Source organism: Scytonema hofmannii PCC 7110 (assembly GCF_000346485.2).
GTDB classification, from domain to species: Bacteria; Cyanobacteriota; Cyanobacteriia; order Cyanobacteriales; family Nostocaceae; genus Scytonema; species Scytonema hofmannii.
Window position 1 is genome coordinate 4,462,930 of sequence record NZ_KQ976354.1, and the last position, 19,006, is coordinate 4,481,935.

12 protein-coding genes, 2 rRNA genes and 1 pseudogene (1 of these 15 cut by a window edge) are annotated in these 19,006 nt (G+C 38.8%); 13 read left to right on the forward strand and 2 right to left on the reverse strand.

Annotated features, from left to right (window positions below; all coding sequences use genetic code 11):
• Positions 1 to 44 precede the first annotated feature (44 nt).
• Entirely contained in the window at positions 45 to 1,055 is a 1,011-nt protein-coding gene (locus WA1_RS18350) for a glycosyltransferase family 2 protein (RefSeq protein ID WP_017746401.1), read from the forward strand.
• A gap of 25 nt (positions 1,056 to 1,080) precedes the next feature.
• Here the strand turns inward: WA1_RS18350 and WA1_RS18355 are convergent, their stop codons facing one another.
• A complete protein-coding gene (locus tag WA1_RS18355; protein WP_017746402.1) occupies positions 1,081 to 1,608 on the reverse strand; it encodes a GrpB family protein in 528 nt (175 codons plus the stop codon).
• A gap of 351 nt (positions 1,609 to 1,959) precedes the next feature.
• On the opposite strand from WA1_RS18355, the gene WA1_RS18360 reads away from it, so the two are divergent.
• From WA1_RS18360 to WA1_RS18375, 4 genes are all read left to right on the forward strand, one after another.
• A complete protein-coding gene (locus tag WA1_RS18360; protein WP_017746403.1) occupies positions 1,960 to 3,156 on the forward strand; it encodes a glycosyltransferase family 4 protein in 1,197 nt (398 codons plus the stop codon).
• 206 nt (positions 3,157 to 3,362) lie between these two features.
• On the forward strand, positions 3,363 to 4,259 hold the full coding sequence (locus WA1_RS18365) for a hypothetical protein (protein ID WP_272819169.1): 897 nt from the start codon (positions 3,363 to 3,365) through the stop codon (positions 4,257 to 4,259).
• Between the two features lie 136 nt (positions 4,260 to 4,395).
• Positions 4,396 to 6,636, forward strand: coding sequence for an ABC transporter ATP-binding protein (locus WA1_RS18370; protein WP_017746405.1), 2,241 nt, complete (start codon positions 4,396 to 4,398; stop codon positions 6,634 to 6,636).
• 130 nt (positions 6,637 to 6,766) lie between these two features.
• A complete protein-coding gene (locus WA1_RS18375; RefSeq protein WP_017746406.1) occupies positions 6,767 to 7,921 on the forward strand; it encodes a glycosyltransferase in 1,155 nt (384 codons plus the stop codon).
• A 113-nt stretch (positions 7,922 to 8,034) separates the two neighbouring features.
• Here the strand turns inward: WA1_RS18375 and WA1_RS18380 are convergent.
• Positions 8,035 to 8,778: pseudogene (locus WA1_RS18380) on the reverse strand (transposase); the annotation flags it as partial.
• Here WA1_RS18380 and WA1_RS57025 point away from each other — a divergent pair.
• From WA1_RS57025 to WA1_RS18415, 8 genes are all read left to right on the forward strand, one after another.
• Positions 8,742 to 9,014 (forward strand): hypothetical protein, encoded by a 273-nt coding sequence (locus tag WA1_RS57025; protein WP_158516650.1) that lies wholly within the window; start codon positions 8,742 to 8,744, stop codon positions 9,012 to 9,014. The pseudogene WA1_RS18380 and the gene WA1_RS57025 sit on opposite strands and share 37 nt — an antisense overlap.
• Before the next feature lie 591 nt (positions 9,015 to 9,605).
• Positions 9,606 to 10,763 carry a glycosyltransferase family 4 protein gene (locus tag WA1_RS18385; RefSeq protein ID WP_017746408.1) on the forward strand — a complete coding sequence of 386 codons (1,158 nt, stop codon included), beginning with the start codon at positions 9,606 to 9,608 and terminating at the stop codon, positions 10,761 to 10,763.
• Between the two features lie 35 nt (positions 10,764 to 10,798).
• Positions 10,799 to 13,084 (forward strand): ABC transporter ATP-binding protein, encoded by a 2,286-nt coding sequence (locus WA1_RS18390; protein WP_017746409.1) that lies wholly within the window; start codon positions 10,799 to 10,801, stop codon positions 13,082 to 13,084.
• A gap of 43 nt (positions 13,085 to 13,127) precedes the next feature.
• Positions 13,128 to 14,090 (forward strand): glycosyltransferase family 10 domain-containing protein, encoded by a 963-nt coding sequence (locus tag WA1_RS18395; protein WP_026134997.1) that lies wholly within the window; start codon positions 13,128 to 13,130, stop codon positions 14,088 to 14,090.
• Positions 14,091 to 14,378: 288 nt separating this feature from the next.
• Positions 14,379 to 15,374 (forward strand): Npun_R2821/Npun_R2822 family protein, encoded by a 996-nt coding sequence (locus WA1_RS18400; protein WP_017746411.1) that lies wholly within the window; start codon positions 14,379 to 14,381, stop codon positions 15,372 to 15,374.
• A gap of 10 nt (positions 15,375 to 15,384) precedes the next feature.
• A complete protein-coding gene (locus tag WA1_RS18405) occupies positions 15,385 to 16,317 on the forward strand; it encodes an Npun_R2821/Npun_R2822 family protein (protein ID WP_017746412.1) in 933 nt (310 codons plus the stop codon).
• A gap of 428 nt (positions 16,318 to 16,745) precedes the next feature.
• Positions 16,746 to 18,236: ribosomal RNA gene (locus WA1_RS18410) — 16S ribosomal RNA — on the forward strand.
• 451 nt (positions 18,237 to 18,687) lie between these two features.
• A 23S ribosomal RNA gene (locus tag WA1_RS18415) occupies positions 18,688 to 19,006 on the forward strand (it continues 2,549 nt past the right edge of the window).
• The 16S and 23S rRNA genes sit together here, the layout of an rRNA operon.

Below are 19,006 nucleotides of genomic sequence, written 5' to 3' on the forward strand. Positions count from 1 at the left end.
TGATTAGTGATTTTGCTATGTAAAGTTAAAAGGATAATTGGCAAATGACACCACTAGTATCCATTATTGTTAATTGCTTTAACCAAGGTTGTTATCTTGAACGTTCAGTAAAAAGCGTTTTGTCACAAACTTTCTCTGATATCGAATGCTTAATTGTAGATGATGGTTCCACCGATAATACTCGCCAGATAGCTGAGCATTTGATGAAAACAGACCCACGAGTTAAATATTACCACAAAGAAAATGGAGGGCTTCCCTCAGCACGCAATTTTGGAATTCAAAAGGCAAATGGTGAATGGATTAAATGTTTGGATGCAGATGATTGGATTCATGAAGAAAAAATAGCATACCAATTATCTTGTTTCTCTGGTGACAAAAATGAAAATATTGTTTTATATACAGATTATGAAAGAGTCATTTTAGATAAAGATGAAAATATTGTTGATAGACAGCCTAATATTGTCGGTTCATTGACAACAGAACAGTTGATTCAACGTTTGCTGATTCCTGACTTTCTTGCTAATTCGCCACACCCAGCACTTCAGCAAGCCATGCTTATGCACAAAAGTATTTTTAACAAGCACAGGTTTGATGAAAACCTAAAAGCTTTAGGCGATCGCTATTTTGCTTTAGATATTTTGGCTAATGGTGTGAAGTTTGTATATACCCCAATCACAGGCGCATTTTACACAAAACATCAAACAAATAGAACCAATAAATGGTCTTACATGAAAGATTATTACATTCTTTTCTATGAAACAGTATATAAAAATCACAAAGATTTTGCTAAACTCTGTCGAGTTGGTACCAATTATTTACTTGATGATAGTATTAGAGAAAAAGAAACAAATAACTTTGAACGTTTAGTAAGTATTGCTCAGCCTCCCTTTGAAATATTCAATAATCAATTAAAATTCAATCATAGATATCAACTCAAGCTTTTTTATTCTTTAAGGCTTGGAATTCCTAATTTTATTCTCTACAAAAAATATCGCGGACCTCGCTCTAGAAAAGTCATAGCTATTTTTTCTCAGCTTCTTCATAAGAAACAGTGACCAGTTACTGGTCACTGGTCACTGATCACTGGTCACTGTTAAACTTTCGCCAAGCTTCTGCTTTTTGTAAAAGTTGTTTTATAAGTGGAGCTTTGCCAGCCATATAGCTCTCAATATCGTTTCGGTAAAGGAGTGCCAACTCATTTTTCAGATCGCCGTAGCGCTGTGCTTCTTCGGGATGGTGAATGAGGAAGTCTCGGAAGTCAATGTGCTTGCGTACTTCTGGGTTGTCAAGTTCGTAGGTATGCAGGTGATGGGTTCGTGATGCATCACCACCTTTGACAAAAAAGCGACGACCCGATATTCCAAACTCACCTTTGGGTTCATAACCAAGGGTAATCATTTCATCATTATAGCGATCGACCTCCCAAATATTGGTAACCAATAGCAACATATCTATGATTGGCTTTGCTCTGAGACCTGGTACCGATGTGCTGCCTACATGATGGATCTCTACAAACACATCGCGAAAAATTGCAGAAATTTGACAGGACTCAGACTTGAACCGATCTGACCAATTCGGATCGTAGGGTACTACAACTATATTTCGCATGAGTCCTATTGAAAGCTCCAACAATACTCACGGTGCTGGTTACGTATTATGACGTATAGAACAACTATCTTTGGCAGTCTTTGCTTTTCCACGATCGTAACATGACTCGCTTCAAATATAGTAAATACCGAAATTTTACGGATTTTTACTTTTAATCGTTCTAACTCCTTTTAATTTTTCCGTGAAATCACTCTTAGCTATAAGTAGAAATAAAGTTATATTCTTGGAGTAATTTATTAATTTTATTACCTATTAAAATTTCTTGGAATATTTTCTTTTTCTAATAAAAAAATACAGAAATACTTTTGATTCTAAATTTGAATCTTGAGCAAATATATTTTTTAAATAATTATGCTGGTATTAAAGAACAAAAAACAATTAAAAGTTTCCATATTGGTTAGTGATTTATCAAGTGCTGGAGCAGGAAGATGGGGAGGCGCAGTACGTTCGTTCTTATTAGCTCAAGCACTTCAAAAAAATCAATTTCAAGTAGAAATTTTAGGTTTTGATTTTAGTAATGATTCAGCCACTAAAGAGCCGTCTGAAATACCGATTTATAAATTAACTGCACACAATTATCCAAAGTTTCTGGGAGAAGCTTCTCAACTTCTGAAAAAAGTTGATGGCGATCTTATTTATGCTATGAGACCAAAAGCGACTACTTTTGGCCTGTCTATGTTAAAAAAATTAGGGAGCCATCGACCTGTCATTTTAGATATAGACGACTGGGAACTGAGTTGGCATGGTGGAGAGAAATGGCAATATCGTCCTTCTATCAAACAATTCTATAGAGATCTTTTTAAATCAAATGGTGCTTTGAGAAATCCAGATCATCCGATCTATTTAAAATGGATGGAAAACATGGTTAACCGCGCTGATGCTATTACCATCCACACTCAATTTTTAAAATCAAAATTTGGAGGCGTGTATGTACCTAATGGTAAAGACACGAATCTATTTAATCCTGAAAAGTACAATCCAAAAGAGAGTAGAGCACGTTATGGGCTTTCTGGGTATCGCGTTTTAATGTTTCCTGGTGCGCCAAGACCATATAAAGGGGTTGAAGATGTTTTAATTGCGTTGGATAAGCTTAATGAACCAGATTTAAGATTAGCGATCGTAGGTGGTAGCCCTTATGATGACTACGATTCTCAACTTTTGAAAAAATGGGGACGTTGGATTATTCAGTTGCCCAAATCTCCACCTACAGCTATGCCTGAAATTGTTTCAGCAGCACACATAATTGTTGTACCACAACGAGATACTCCAGCTGCTTTGGCTCAGTTTCCTTTAAAAATTACAGATGGTATGGCAATGGCAAAACCTATTTTAGCAACACGAGTAGGAGACATTCCAGAAATTTTAGGTGATACTGGATACTTAGTCGCTCCTAGTTGTCCAGAACAAATTGCCGAGAAAATTCAATGGATATTTCAGCATTTAGACAAAGCAAACGAGCAAGGAGAGTTAGCTAGAAAAAGATGCATTGAGTATTATAGTCTGGATGCTATGGCTACTGTACTCTCAAAGATTGTTCAAAATTTATAGATAGAAGCGATCGTTGTTTGTTTTTCAAAACTTAGGAATTTTATAAAGTGGTGCATTTTATCGTTTCAATTTATGGCTAACTCCCAGCAAAATCTTATTTTTTTAGTAAATGGCAAGTAACTATGCATAATTTATCTTCAAAAAAAATCATGACTTATCCTAGTTGTGCGCTTTCAATAATGGTTGCAAGGACAGACATTCCTTTTATGATGCATACAATCCCGCATCTAGTTAGGACGTGTAACTTTCCTTTTAATGAGCGCGTATTAGCTGTAGATACTGCTCCTCTTTCAGGTGATAAAGTTGGTCGTCCTGGTATTGGAACAATGGAACAATTGCGTAATGCTTGCGAGCAGTTACTTTCTTTAAATGTAGTAGATAAAATTGTTGATTTTGATTATACAAAAAAACATCAGCAGCAAATCTATAAAAAGCATTTTGGCAGTGCTATAAAACCTACACATAACTATAAAGGTTATCCAATTTTGGGGACAATTTTTAAAATTGAAAATTGTAAAAGTGATTATTTTCTTCACTTTGATAGCGATATGCTTTTACACCAAAAACAAAATTATAACTGGATAGAACACGGTATTCAACTCATGCAAGAAAATCCTGAAGTGATAGCCGTTAGACCTTTGACAGGACCACCTACTAAGGATGGAAATTTGTATCAAAGATTTCAATATGAATACGATACAGCAGGGTTTTACCGCTTCAAATTCTTTAGTAGCCGTGCTTATTTAATCAATCGCAAACGTTTTGAGTCTTTTCTCCCAATACCAGTTATTTGGCGACCCTTCCGACGAGAATTTCTCAATGCGTTACCTTTACAAATACAGACAATACTATGCAATTTAACTGGGGCTGGAGCTTTAGATTCATGGGAAGTGATGGTATCGAAAAAGATGGAACAAACTTCCTATGTTAGAGCCACTATCGCTTCCGATAAAGCATGGACTCTTCATCCCGTTAACCGAAGTCAAGATTTTATTCAAGCATTGCCAAAAATTATTGAAAAAATCGAAGCTGGTTGGTATCCTCCAGAACAAGCTGGACATTACGATCTCAAATGGGATATCTGGCAAGAAATTCTTGTTTAAATTTTTGTTTTGGGCATTTTCAGCGTTTCTTCAAATACATTAAATTGCGTCTGTTCATTACTCAAATATCTATTAAATAAGTAGATACTGAGAAAAATAATGTAAGTTCAAATCAAAATAAATATAAATTCATATTATGTTGTCTAACAAGTTAATAATACAATTTACTCGACCTCATGTAGTTAGAATTATTCTAACTATATTGTTAGGCTTCTCTGGAGGTTTATTTAATGGGGTGAGCACAACGTTAATTGTACCAATAGTTTTAAAGATTATCGGACAAAAAGTAGATCTGAATAATGCGCCTCCAATTCTCAAAATGATAATGGCTCCCTTCGATAGCGTTCCGGAAAATTATCGATTGATAGTCATGTCTTTATCAGTTGTCTTGATAATTTTTTTAAAGAATATAGCAAATTATAGCAGTACATTATCATCAAGTTCTTTAAAAAGAATGTTGGTCTCGGATATTCGAGAAGTTGCTATAAAGCAATTATTATATATTGATATAAGTTACTACACCAAAATGAAACTTGGTGACTTAATGAATCGGTTTAATACAGAAATATCTCGGGCTGCCAACTCTATCAGTAATTTAATTACATTAACAATAATCGCTATTACAATTTTAGTTTTCTTAGTCGTTTTAATGTCAATTTCTTGGCAATTAACTATTTGCTCGACACTTTTGCTCTCTTTGGTTGCTTTAGTAAATCAATATACAATTTATCGCTCAAAACATTTTGGCAAAGTTCTTAGTGATACGGCTAGAAATTTAACAAATACTTTGCTAGAGACCTTGAGTGGAATTCGCTTAGTTAAAGCAACAGCTAACGAAGAAAGAACGTATCAAAAAATTCAAACGTTAATTCGTGCTCGTGAAAAAGCCGAATTTCAATCTCAGCTATTAAATGAAGTTATTACGCCAGTCAGTGAAGTGACTGGCATTGCATCCATTATCCTAATTGTTTTTTTAGGAAAAATTTTATTTGCAGATAAAATAGCCTCACTTTCTGCAATTCTCCTCACATATTTGTTGGTGCTATTACGAGTCCTCCCATTGATTTCACAATTGAATACTCTCCGCAGTAGCTTTGCCAATAATTCTGCCAGCATGGATGTTGTGACTGATTTTTTACAGCGAGATAACAAACCCTTCATGGTTAATGGTAAAGTTACTTATACAAAATTACAGGAGGGAGTTCATTTCAACCACATATCCTTTGGCTATCCTGGTAATGATAAAGTAGTACTAAAGGATGTTGATTTATATTTACCACGTGGCACAATTCTGGCTTTAGTAGGTAGTTCTGGCGCTGGTAAATCAACGTTAGCAGATTTATTACCTAGGTTTTACGATCCCAATTCAGGCTGTATCACTATCGATGGAGTAGATCTCCGAGAGTTCAACTTGCAATCTTTACGGAAGGCAATGGGTATTGTCAGTCAAGATACCTTTCTTTTCAATGATTCAGTACGAAACAACATTGCTTATGGACGACCTGAGGCGACTTCTGAAGAAATTATTACAGCAGCAAAGCAAGCAAATGCTTATGAGTTCATTATCAAATTGCCTCAAGGGTTTGATACCCTTATTGGCGATCGCGGTGTGATGTTATCTGGTGGACAAAGACAAAGATTAGCGATCGCCCGCGCACTGTTACAAGATCCAGAGATTCTCATCCTTGATGAAGCTACGAGTGCTTTAGATACTGTTTCTGAACGCTTGGTGCAAGGAGCTATTGATGCTCTAAGCCGCGATCGGACAACCTTAGTCATTGCTCACCGTCTTTCTACAGTACAAAAAGCCCATCAAATTGCTGTGATGGATCAAGGACACGTTGTAGAGATGGGAACTCATGAAGAACTTTTACAACAAGGAGGTTACTACTCACGCCTGTATTCAATGCAGTTTGCCGAGCAAAATGAAGTTCAGATTAGCCGGGATGAAAGGCTGAAGCACATTGCGGATGAAGTGCAGAGTAAGCTCAACCCCATGATCGATCACCTGCGCTTGTTACTTGATGAGACTGTAGAAAAATCTCAAAACCGACAGGAGTTAATTGACCAATCTTTTAACTTAGCCGTTGAAATTCTCAATACTATCGAATCTTTTGAAGATAGTCTGAAGTTGCAAATTAGCTTGAAAGAGACGTCACTGACAGAGCCGCAAAAATTTACAAATACTCAGAATACAACCTTAATGCACATCTCTCATCAAATCCGAATACGCCTTAATTCAATGCTGGGGTTTCTTCGTTTACTAGCTGATGGGTTTGTGGATAGTTCTAAAGAGGAAAATGAATTAATTCAAGGTTCTTATTATTCTGCTATTGATTTATTGAATAGTATGAATTACTTAAAAATGTTGACCTAGAAACCGAAAAAAATATTTTTTAATCAAACATCAAGTTTATCTATGTAAATCAACCATTGATTTACTCAAAGGAAAAAATCATCGCAAACAGAATCATTTTTATAATTGAGAGAACAGAGGATTTAGAATTATGAGAAAAATTGCTATTTACTATCCCTATTTTACAGGTGGTGGAGCGGAAGCGGTAGTCTTATGGATGCTTCAAGCACTAAGAGAACGCTACGATTTAACATTATTTACAATTAGTCATATTGATTTTAAAAGACTGAATTCCATGTATGGAACCAACTTATCCAGTCAAAACATCAAAGTGAAAACGCTGGTGCCAAAAATTCTTAGCTATCTTTGTAATTTTATGATAGCCAATAGCGCAAAAATGAGACTTTTTTTTCTGCATCTTTTAATTCGGTTTTTTAAGCAAAATAATCAAAACTACGACCTTGTTATATCTGCATATAATGCAATAGATCTTGGTAAAGTTGGAATTCAATATATACATTGGGTTAAAGTTATTGAAGCCACACCTTTTTATAAAGAAATATCAAATTTTTCGGAAACACAATTAGCTGAGAATGTTTCTTTAGCAAATTCTTATTATGTTGCAAATATTGCTAAAGAAACTTATGGTGTCAATGCCAAGGTTGTATTTCCCCCTGTTGTGATGAATACTCCAAATGTACTTTGGAGCGACAAGGAAGACGCTTTCATTTGTAGTGGTAGGATAGTGAAAATGAAAGAGCCTCATAGAGTGATTAACATCCTTAAGTTGGTTCGCGAGCAAGGTTTTGATATTAAACTTTACTTGACAGGTGGAGGTGGTGGAATCTATGGATGGGAGTACAATCATTTCATTAAGAAGATAATTAAAGAAAATTCATCTTGGATTACCTTATATGAAAATCTTCCATATAAGGAATATATGAAAATTTTAGCTAAATGTAAGTACGGTATTCATTACAAGAAAGAACCGTTTGGAATTTCCATTGCGGAAATGGTTAAAGCTGGCGCTATCCCCTTCGTAAGGAATGTAGGTGGACAGATTGAAATAGTGGGTCAACACAACGGAGATCTGTTTTTTTCTAATGAAGTAGAAGCTGTTGAGAGGATTGTGGAGCTTTTAAAGAATCCGATTAAGCAATCTCAACTAATTCACTCTTTAGAAGAGCAGAGAAATTTGTTTTCTACTCATAAATTTATGTTAGAAATTAATGAAGTTGTGAGTTCCTATTTTGAAAAAATTATTGACACATCAAATAGTTTAGTAACAAGCCAAAAAGGCAAGTAAAATGACTAATTAATCATCCTAATCAATTAGGATTGTTATAAGAGGATGTTTGAAAAGTCTCAATTAATACAGCCTTGGCGATTGGAAATCGCGGCTATACAAGCAAAACCCACCTACGTGGGTTTTAATATCTTAATTTCCCGTTGGGACTTAAACAAAAATGAAGCCCAAATGTAGCCCAAACTAGCTTTATAAGCAGCAAACACGTCACGATTATGAGTCAACCAATCAAAGAAACGATAAGATATAGCTGTTCTAAAAGCTGACAAAGCTTCAGTAAAGGTATTCAAAGGTTTATTTGCCCACCTTCGTCTCAAACCCCCAGTCATCTGATGCCAAAGAATAAAAGTATATGCACAAAAAACTAAGATAAAATGTCGGAGTAAACTTATTTTATCTCGAACTTGATATTCTTTTAACCCTAGCCAACCCTTGGCTTCCCTATAAAAAACTTCCACCCAATTTCTTTGAGAATAAGTATTAACTATCCACTCAGGTGAAACAATTGATGTAGAAACATTAGTGATAAAATAGTCAATATCCGTCGCTTCCAAGAAAGTCTCAGCACTCATGACGATAGCAATATTTCGCTTTCCTTTCAGTTGTGATATTTCTACTTCTCTTGTTACTACCCATACTGTTTTTGGTTTATCTAATTTGAATTCAACTTTGCTGAAAGCCAATGAAGGTAAGCTTTGTGCTAATTCATCTAACCTCATTGTTTGTTGAACATTTTCTGATATGCTAAGAGTTATTTTTCGATTTTTGGCTACTCCTCCTAAATATTTTAGTTCTCTCTTTTCCAATTCTAATAAGAACGATGTATTGTTGCCATATCCAGCATCTATTAAAGTTAAAAGCTACTCAACGACGTATTGAGCAGCTTAATCCAGACAGACTGTTAGGTTTGATTGAGCCACACCACCAAATTCTATTTGGTGGATTCTGGCCAGGAGTCGGCGTTAACTTTTCGCCCGAAACCATTTGCATGGAATGGCTATCTGGTCAACGTTTCCTAGCTATGGGTCAACCGCTCTACCGCTCTACCAGGGACACGGGCTTTCGGACTAGCCTACTCCGGAGCGCGGATTAAGTCAACGCTTTCACACCGACCACGGGAGCGACTCCGCCCCACAATATGTGAAAACTCTCCTGATTTTTTTGTCCAAGTAACGATACCCCAGTACTTTCAACCGTGAGTATTGGACGAATACGATGTAGCGTAAGCATTTGCGCACCTTTATGTTGCCACCTATGTATCTCATTGCCACATAACTAATATGATTGCACATAACGAACACTCATTTCCAGAGTTTGACGGCGGTTAAAACCGCACAAGTCGCCTTTGGGCCCCGATATAAATAACGTATGAGCATCAATTCATTTAATTTCTTGACACTCGTGCTTGGGGGCTACCAGGCATCCCGCGTATTTTAGGTGTGGTACCTTCATACTAAGGGAGAACACTGAGGGAGTTGTTTCGTCACTACTCTTACAGAACTTTATTCTGGTTGTATTTAGTACATATGTTCTATACCGATGAATTATTATCTCTTTCCTCCGTGAATTCGCTATAGTATTTGTCAGATTCAGCTAAAAAAGAGAACTTAAGGCAGCAGAGTTCAGCAGCTTTCAAATTTTTCATTAAGCTTTAATTTGTGACTAGACAGGAGAGTTATCAAAATTGAAAGTTTCACTTGTTGTCAGTGACCTCAGCGGCGGTGGTAGTGTTCGAGCTATTTTACTAGCTCAAGTTTTGAGAAAGCTAAATTACCAAGTAGAAATTGTTGGCTTTCTTTTCGGTGATGATTTTTATACGATCCCTCCCTCTGACATTCCAGTAGTTGCGATCGCAGGCAAAAACTATCCACAGTTCTTGGGTGCGGCTAGAGAACTTTTGCAAAAACTAGATGGAGATCTTCTTTACGCTGTCAAACCTAAGCCCACCAGTTTTGGCGTTGCTTTAATTAAAAAAATTAGCAGTCATCGTCCTTTACTTTTAGATATGGATGACTGGGAACTAAGCTGGTACGGAGGTTTTGACTGGACTTATCGTCCCGGTTTCAAACAATTTTTGAGAGATCTTCTTACTAAGAATGGAGAATTGCGTGTTCCTGACCATCGCGTTTATGTCAGCTGGCTAGAAAACTTAGTCAGCAAGGCAGATCAGCTCACTATTGATACCCAATTTCTTCAAGATCGTTTTGGTGGTTTTTATTTGCCCAATGGTAAAGATACTGACTTGTTCGACCCCAGCCAATATGACCCTGAGGAGAGTAGAAAACGTTATGGTCTTTCTAATTATCGAATTCTCATGTTTCCGGGCGCACCAAGACCTCATAAAGGAGTTGAAGATGTTTTAATGGCGTTAGATATTTTAAATCAGCCTGATTTGAGACTTGTGATTGTTGGTGGCAGTCCTTATGATAACTATGATGACAAACTGATTCAACAATGGGGACGTTGGATTATCAAGTTACCCAAATACCCAGTGACAGTAATGCCTAAGGTTGTAGCAGCTGCCCACATTGTAGTTGTTCCTCAAAGAGACACGATAATTGCTCGCGCCCAATTTCCTTTAAAGCTAACCGATGGCATGGCAATGGCGAAACCTGTATTATCAACCAGAGTTGGGGACATTCCAGAAATTTTAGGAAATACTGGCTATCTTGTTGACCCTAATTCTCCAAAACAAATTGCTGAGAAAATACAGTTGATATTTGAAGATTTAAAAGCGGCAAACCAGCTTGGTCATAGAGCTAGAGAAAGGTGTATAAAACATTATAGTGTGGATACTATGGCATCGACACTCTCTCAAGTTATTGCTGGAATAAAAATTTAGTCATAATTATCAGTGGCAGCAATAAATTATTGCATATGTTACTCCAGAACAAATCTTACTCCAAACGTCCTTTGCTTACCAATTCCGTTCTGCTTAAATTTGCAAGCTCCTATCCTTGGTTAATTTTGTTAACAATAGTTTTGGGCTTTTCTGGAGCTTTATTTAATGGCGTCGGTACTGCACTCATTATACCAGTAGTTCTTAAAGTTGTAGGACAGAAAGTCGATTTTGATGGTGCTCCTCCCATCCTTCAAAAACTAACACAACCTTTTGATAGTATCCCAGAAAATTATCGTTTATTGGTAATGGCTGGGGCAATTATATTTACTATAGTCTTAAAAAATGCAGCAACTTATGGCAGTACACTGACATCTAGCTCTTTATCGCGTAGATTGACAGCAGATATGCGCGAAGCTGGTTTCAAGATATTGCTAGATGTTGATTTAGATTATTATACTAAGATGAAAGTTGGCGATCTAATCAACACTCTTGGTGGAGAAGTTGCTCGTGCTGCTAGTGCTGTGGGTAATTTGATTAAAGTTGCTGTACTGGTCATTACCATTTTAATTTTTGTAGGATTATTGCTATCAATTTCTTGGCAGTTAACAATTGCTACAACTGTTTTACTGTCCTTGGTGACTTTGATAAACCAGTTTGCAATTAGTCGGTCTAGAGATTTTGGTGGGATCTTGTCGCAAATGTCTAAATATTACTCCGTCAATGTTCTAGAAACTCTGATGGGTATACGCTTAGTTAAGGCAACTGGTAATGAAAATAGAGAATATCAAAAGATTAAAAAGCTAATTCGCGATCGCGAGCAAGCAGATTTTCAATCTCAGGTATATTCTGAGTTAATTACGCCAGTCAGCGAGATAACTGGGATTATTATCTTAATGGTAATTGTCTTTTTAGGTCGTGCCTTTTTTGCTGATAAGGTGGCTTCTTTATCTGCAGTTCTCCTCACATATTTGCTTGTACTTATAAGACTGTTACCACTTATTTCTCAATTAAATACTCTTCGCAGCAGCTTTGCCAATTCCACTGCTAGTGTGGACATTGCTGTTGATTTTTTACAGCGAAATAATAAACCGATAATGGTTAGCGGTAAAGTAAGCTACTCTAAATTGAAGCAGGGAGTGCATTTTAAGTGGGTTTCCTTTGCCTACCCCGGACATGAAAAGTTGGTATTAAAAGATATAGATTTATACTTGCCGTGCGGCACGACATTGGCTTTAGTCGGTGGCTCTGGCGCGGGTAAATCAACAATGGCTGACTTATTGCCCAGATTTTATGACCCAACCTCTGGGTGTATTACTATTGACGGCATCGATTTGCGCGACTTTGATATTCAATCGTTTCGGAAAGCTATGGGTATTGTCAGTCAAGATACTTTTCTCTTTAACAATTCGGTGCGGTATAACATTGCTTATGGACGACTTGAAGCTACAGAAGCGGAAATTATCGCTGCAGCAAAGCGGGCAAATGCTTATGAGTTCATTATTAAATTACCCCAAGGATTTGATACCCCAATTGGCGATCGCGGAGTTATGTTATCTGGTGGTCAGCGACAACGTCTGGCAATAGCACGTGCTTTGCTGCAAGATCCAGATATTCTCATTTTGGATGAAGCTACTAGCGCTTTAGATACTGTTTCCGAACGTTTAGTGCAAAGTGCGTTAGAAGATTTAAGCCGTGAACGCACAACCTTGGTTATTGCTCACCGTCTTTCCACAGTGCAAAAAGCTCATCAAATTGCCGTCTTGGAACAGGGAAGTGTCGTAGAGGTAGGAACCCACGAAGAACTGTTACACAAGGGTGGTTACTACACTCGCCTATATTCCATGCAATTTGCTGACAAGGTTGAAGTTGCAAACAACCGCCATCAAAGCTTAATTCGCATCTCTTACGAACTTCGCACGCGCCTTAACTCCACGATTGGGTTGTTGCGTTTGTTACTAGATGGAATGTTTGACAGTTTCCAAGAAAGGCAAGAATTAATTGAGCAATCCTATAAATTAGCCACAAGGATTCTTAATACCATTGATGTTTTTGACGATTTTGTCAATCTCCGAACGGAGGTGCGATTTATTTTATCAGAGAAAAATCATAATGGCAGTAATGATGGTCAAAATTTGAACCAAATTTCTCAGGCACTGCGGGTAAGCCTGAATCCTATGCTTGCTTCTCTGTCTTCTTTAACTGAGAAGAATATGTCAGCTACGTCCCAAAAGGAACAACGTGAATTAATTCAAGAAGCTTATGACTCAGCAATGAATTTGGTAGACAAACTTAAACTTTTTGAAATCAATAACAAAGTATAATTTTCTCTGAATGAAGTACAAAGATGTCCGAAAAGAAAAATATATGAACAGAAAAATTGTCGGAATGTTAAGTGGATACCCTGGTGTTAACAGAAGTGATTGGATGTGGCTACAAACCCCTAACTTTTTTGGAACATGGGGAAACATTCAAATGTTAGCCAATGCAGAAAAGCCAGACTTTTTGTTGTTATACAATTATGCGGGGATAAAAACAGTAGTAAGGAAAAAGTATTTGTTTTTTAAACCGGAACTACAACATATTTACTATCCAGAAAAGGAAATGCAACGATTACTGCGAGAGGTTCCAAAGGAAAAAATTATTTTTCTCTGGCGGGAGCCACCTCTCCAAGAGGTCATGGAGACAAATTTACGTTGCTACCAATGGGCTGAAAGCTACTGCGGTTATATTTCTGCACCTGATGATGCTGCACCAAATCCAGATTATATGCCCGCTATTTGGTATCATTCTAATTCTTTTCGTGAGTTGAATGAAATGCCACTTCCAGAAAAAATACGTACTTGTAGCTGGATTACCTCCGGAATTAGCCGCACGGCTAACCATCGCCAACGCTTGGAGTTTTTATGGCTGCTGCAATCGAGTCAATTTGATTTTGATTTGTATGGGCGAGACTTACCAGAGTGGGCTAGGTCTAATGGGCAAATAGGTAACAAATGGTACGGTATGGGACCGTATTACTACAATTTAGCAATTGAAAATTACGTTGATAATGATTGGTATGTGAGTGAAAAGTTATGGGATGCTCTTCTAGCTTGGTGTCTACCTATATATTATGGTGGTCCTGCGGCTGACAAATTATTACCACCAGGGAGTTTTCTCAGGATACCTAGCTTGGATGAAAACGGATTTAAGTTTATCCAAGAAGTGACGGCTACGCCAGATGCTTGGTATGCAGCAAAGAATGCGATCGCAGAAGCTAGGCAGATTATTCTCCACAAACTTAATCTTTTAGAATGGACTTCCAACTTTGTGAAAAATTTCTTGTAATGTCTATAGCTTGTATATATGTGAGATGTAGCTTACCTGTTCTCTCTTTATTATGACTATACACAAGTACGATTTCATGTCGCTAAATCAGTAGTTTTTCTGAGGTAGATTGCTTCGATGCCTTCAAAACCTCAATAGATTTATGCTTGTAGCAGCATAAAGGTTCAAAATCAGTGATTCCGTAGAAGAAATCATTATTTTTATGGAAAAGGCTTTTCAATTAAGAAATTCATGAGCTATAACATAAAGGAATGTATAAAGTGATTCCTAAATCTTGCCAAAACACATATGGAAGGTATTTGTACCCTTGCGAATGACCGAGTCTTCGATCAACTCGTTGCTCTACTCAATAGTATAGAAGCAATTTACGGTCAAGATATGCCTGTCTGCGTCTATCCTTACGATGATAAGATAGCACAAATTGCCGACGAAATTGCTCGCCGTCCTAACGTACAGCTTTACGATAATCGAGACTCAATTCAGCAATGGGATGAATTTGTCCGTAATATTTGGGATGTTCATCCTACTGCACGAAAACATTGGCAGGCAATTAGTGGTGACAAATATTACCGAGTTGGAACTCATCGGCGTTATGGTGCCTTTGATGGTCCTTTTGACCGTTTTGTGTATATGGATGCCGATACTTTACTAATGAGTTCTCTAGAACCAATTTTTGCTCAACTTAACCAGTATGACTGGGTAGTGTATGATTTCCAGTTTAAAGATATATCTCATGTTTATGAAATTTCATCACCTAAACTGAGGCAAGTTTTTTCAGCAGAACAACTGCAAAGTAATATATTTTGTTCGGGATTTTATGCATCAAAAAAAGGTATTTTTGATCTTCAAAAGCAGTCATTCTTGAAAGAAAAACTTCACCAAGGAGAAGCAGAAGTTCTCTATAATATGGCTCCCGATCAAACGATACTTAACTACATGGTGATGCGAGGGGGGCTTTCTATCTACAATTTTGCTCTCCATCTGCCCAACACCGAAAAAACAGGCTGTTGTGTTACTTCTAATCACTTTGAAGTCAAAAACAATGTACTGTATGATAGGGGGAACAGATTAACATATATTCACTATATTGGTTTATCTTCAAGTTTATTTAGCCGTCTTTGTGCAGGAGAAAATATCGATTTTCCTTACAGAGATGTTTTCTTATATTACCGCTATTTACATGAACCAGACAAAAGACCAAAATTTACGACTAAACCAAAGTCTCACAATTCACAACCAAATTTTGCAACACGAATTTTAAGAAAACTAGGACTAGCAAGTTGAGGATAATTCTATGAGTCGAGGAATTTATATTATCGCTAATGATAAGGTAACAGATCATGCGATCGCGCTACTTAATAGTATCCGGCAGCATGATAAGGAAACACCAATCATGATGATTCCGTATGATGACAATTATCATAATATTGCACATATTGTTAGTATATATTATGGTGTTAAGATTTATGAAAATCTAGAATTTATCGATAGACTGTCAAGAAAATTACACGAAATTTTTGGGAGTAAATTTTTTGCTCGTCCCAATCAGTTTCGCAAGCAGGCTTGCTGGTTTGGACCCTTTGATGAGTTTTTGTATATAGATACAGATATAGTTGTTTTTGAAAAAATCATTGATAATCTTAACTATCTAGCTGAGTATGACTTTATTTGTTGTGATTATCAACATGCAGGCGGTATTAAAAATGTCTTTTCTTCTAAAGTTTTAGAAGAAAAAGTTTTTACTGAAACTGAAGTCAAAGATATTTTCAACGGAGGTTTTTGGGGTTCCAAGAGAAACTTGGTCTCTGAGCAAGACTTGTACGATATCTTTACAGAGTGCGCCGCCCATCCAGAATACTTTGACTTTTCGGAAAAAACTTCTGACCAACCAATCATCAATTATCTACTTTTAAAGCGAATACCTCATCGCTTCAATATCATTCGCAGGCAGGGGAAAGCACCAGGGAACTGGGGAGGAAGCCCTCATTTTCAAGCTCAAGGACATATATTGGTCGATCCCTCTGTTAATCAACCCTTACAATACCTTCATTGGGCAGGTATCCGCATTGAACCTGGTTGTCCGTATTGGGAAATTTGGGAACATTACCGTCATCTAAATCCAGCACTACCAAGCGCTGTTTTTCCTTCCAAACCCAAGAAAACTCCTTGGGAGCAACGATTAGATAACCTCAAGAGCCAACTGCGGCAGATTAAAGCTAAGCTTTGATTCCTGCTTTGTTCCCTAGTTTAGCCTACCCAACTAGATCTTTTTGCTATGGTAGGGAAGCGTCGTACCACAAACACTTTAAGACACGCTGAACCAAGACATATATATAGGTTAAGTTTGAAAGCCCAAAATTTGTAAAAGCTTTGAAACTCTTGCTCGGCAAAGTTTTGAGGTCGTTTGGAAAGAAGATTGAAAAAAAAGTTAGAGAAAACCCTTGACAAACACAAAACGGGTTGTTACCTTAGATAAAGTGTGAAGCGAGAGGAAACGCCGCTCACACAACCGAACCACGATAAATCAATAGTTTGAAAGCCAAGCAATTTAAAACCTCGTCAAGAAATTAAGTTGCGGGTAAAAACCCAAAACAAAAATAAGAAGCCAAGATGTCAAGACATACGTGAGTATGGTTTGACCGAAAAGAACACTTCAAAACGGAGAGTTTGATCCTGGCTCAGGATGAACGCTGGCGGTATGCTTAACACATGCAAGTCGAACGGAACCCTTAGGGGTTTAGTGGCGGACGGGTGAGTAACGCGTGAGAATCTGGCTTCAGGTCTGGGACAACAGTTGGAAACGGCTGCTAATACCGGATGTGCCTGTGGGTGAAAGGTTAACTGCCTGAAGATGAGCTCGCGTCCGATTAGTTAGTTGGTGTGGTAAGAGCGCACCAAGACGGCGATCGGTAGCTGGTCTGAGAGGACGATCAGCCACACTGGAACTGAGACACGGTCCAGACTCCTACGGGAGGCAGCAGTGGGGAATTTTCCGCAATGGGCGAAAGCCTGACGGAGCAATACCGCGTGAGGGAGGAAGGCTCTTGGGTTGTAAACCTCTTTTCTCAGGGAATAAAAAAATGAAGGTACTTGAGGAATAAGCATCGGCTAACTCCGTGCCAGCAGCCGCGGTAATACGGAGGATGCAAGCGTTATCCGGAATGATTGGGCGTAAAGCGTCCGCAGGTGGTTTATCAAGTCGGCTGTCAAAGCGTCTGGCTCAACTAGATAAGGGCAGTGGAAACTGAGAGACTAGAGTAAGGTAGGGGTAGAGGGAATTCCTGGTGTAGCGGTGAAATGCGTAGAGATCAGGAAGAACACCGGTGGCGAAAGCGCTCTGCTGGACTATTACTGACACTGAGGGACGAAAGCTAGGGGAGCGAATGGGATTAGATACCCCAGTAGTCCTAGCCGTAAACGATGGATACTAGGCGTTACGCGTATCGACCCGCGTAGTGCCGGAGCCAACGCGTTAAGTATCCCGCCTGGGGAGTACGCCGGCAACGGTGAAACTCAAAGGAATTGACGGGGGCCCGCACAAGCGGTGGAGTATGTGGTTTAATTCGATGCAACGCGAAGAACCTTACCAGGGCTTGACATGTCGCGAATCCCGATGAAAGTTGGGAGTGCCTTAGGGAGCGCGAACACAGGTGGTGCATGGCTGTCGTCAGCTCGTGTCGTGAGATGTTGGGTTAAGTCCCGCAACGAGCGCAACCCTCGTACTTAGTTGCCATCATTAAGTTGGGAACTCTAAGGAGACTGCCGGTGACAAACCGGAGGAAGGTGGGGATGACGTCAAGTCAGCATGCCCCTTACGTCCTGGGCTACACACGTACTACAATGCTATGGACAGAGGGCAGCAAGCATGTGAATGCAAGCAAATCTCACAAACCATGGCTCAGTTCAGATCGCAGGCTGCAACTCGCCTGCGTGAAGGTGGAATCGCTAGTAATTGCAGGTCAGCATACTGCAGTGAATTCGTTCCCGGGCCTTGTACACACCGCCCGTCACACCATGGAAGCTGGTAGTGCCCGAAGTCGTTACTCTAACCATTCGTGGAGGAGGATGCCGAAGGCAGGACTGGTGACTGGGGTGAAGTCGTAACAAGGTAGCCGTACCGGAAGGTGTGGCTGGATCACCTCCTTTTAGGGAGACCAACTTTTCAGTTTTGTAGTCATCAGTTCTCAGTGACCAGTGAAAGATGGTCACGGAGAACTGAGGAATCAGAGAAACTGAAGGGACATCCCAGGTCGTGCGAGGAAAAAAGGAAATTGGCTTTCAAACTAGAGATCGGTTCGTTCAGTGACTCCTGACCAGTGGAAAGAACTGGAGCCGGAGCACTGAAAAAATAGTCTTTGCAATGCACTTGAGGGCAATTCAAAGCTAAATCATCAATTCATCCGAGCGAAGTGGAAGATTCAGCAACTTGTATCCACAAGGAGCAAGACTGCTGGGTAGAAAACCAGCCAGAACCTTGAAAACTGCATAGAGACGCGAAAACTCACCTGACCAGTAACCAGTGATCCGTGACCAGTGAGAGATTGTTGGAAAACTGAGAACTGAGAATTGGTCGGTGAAATAGAGAAAGCCAAAAAGTGGTCAAGAGAATCAGGGCTAATGGTGGATACCTAGGCACACAGAGGCGAAGAAGGACGTGGTTACCAACGAAAAGCTCCGGGGAGCTGGAAGCAAGCATCGAGCCGGAGATGTCCGAATGGGGCAACCCAATAAACAATAGTAGCGAACCCAGTGAATTGAAACATCTTAGTAGCTGGAGGAAAAGAAATCAACAGAGATTCCCTGAGTAGTGGTGAGCGAAAGGGGAAGAGCCTAAACCAAATTGCATGCAGTTTGGGGTCGTGGGAAAGCGATGTCGAATCTGGCGGTTAGACGAAGCAGCGAAATACTGCACCAGA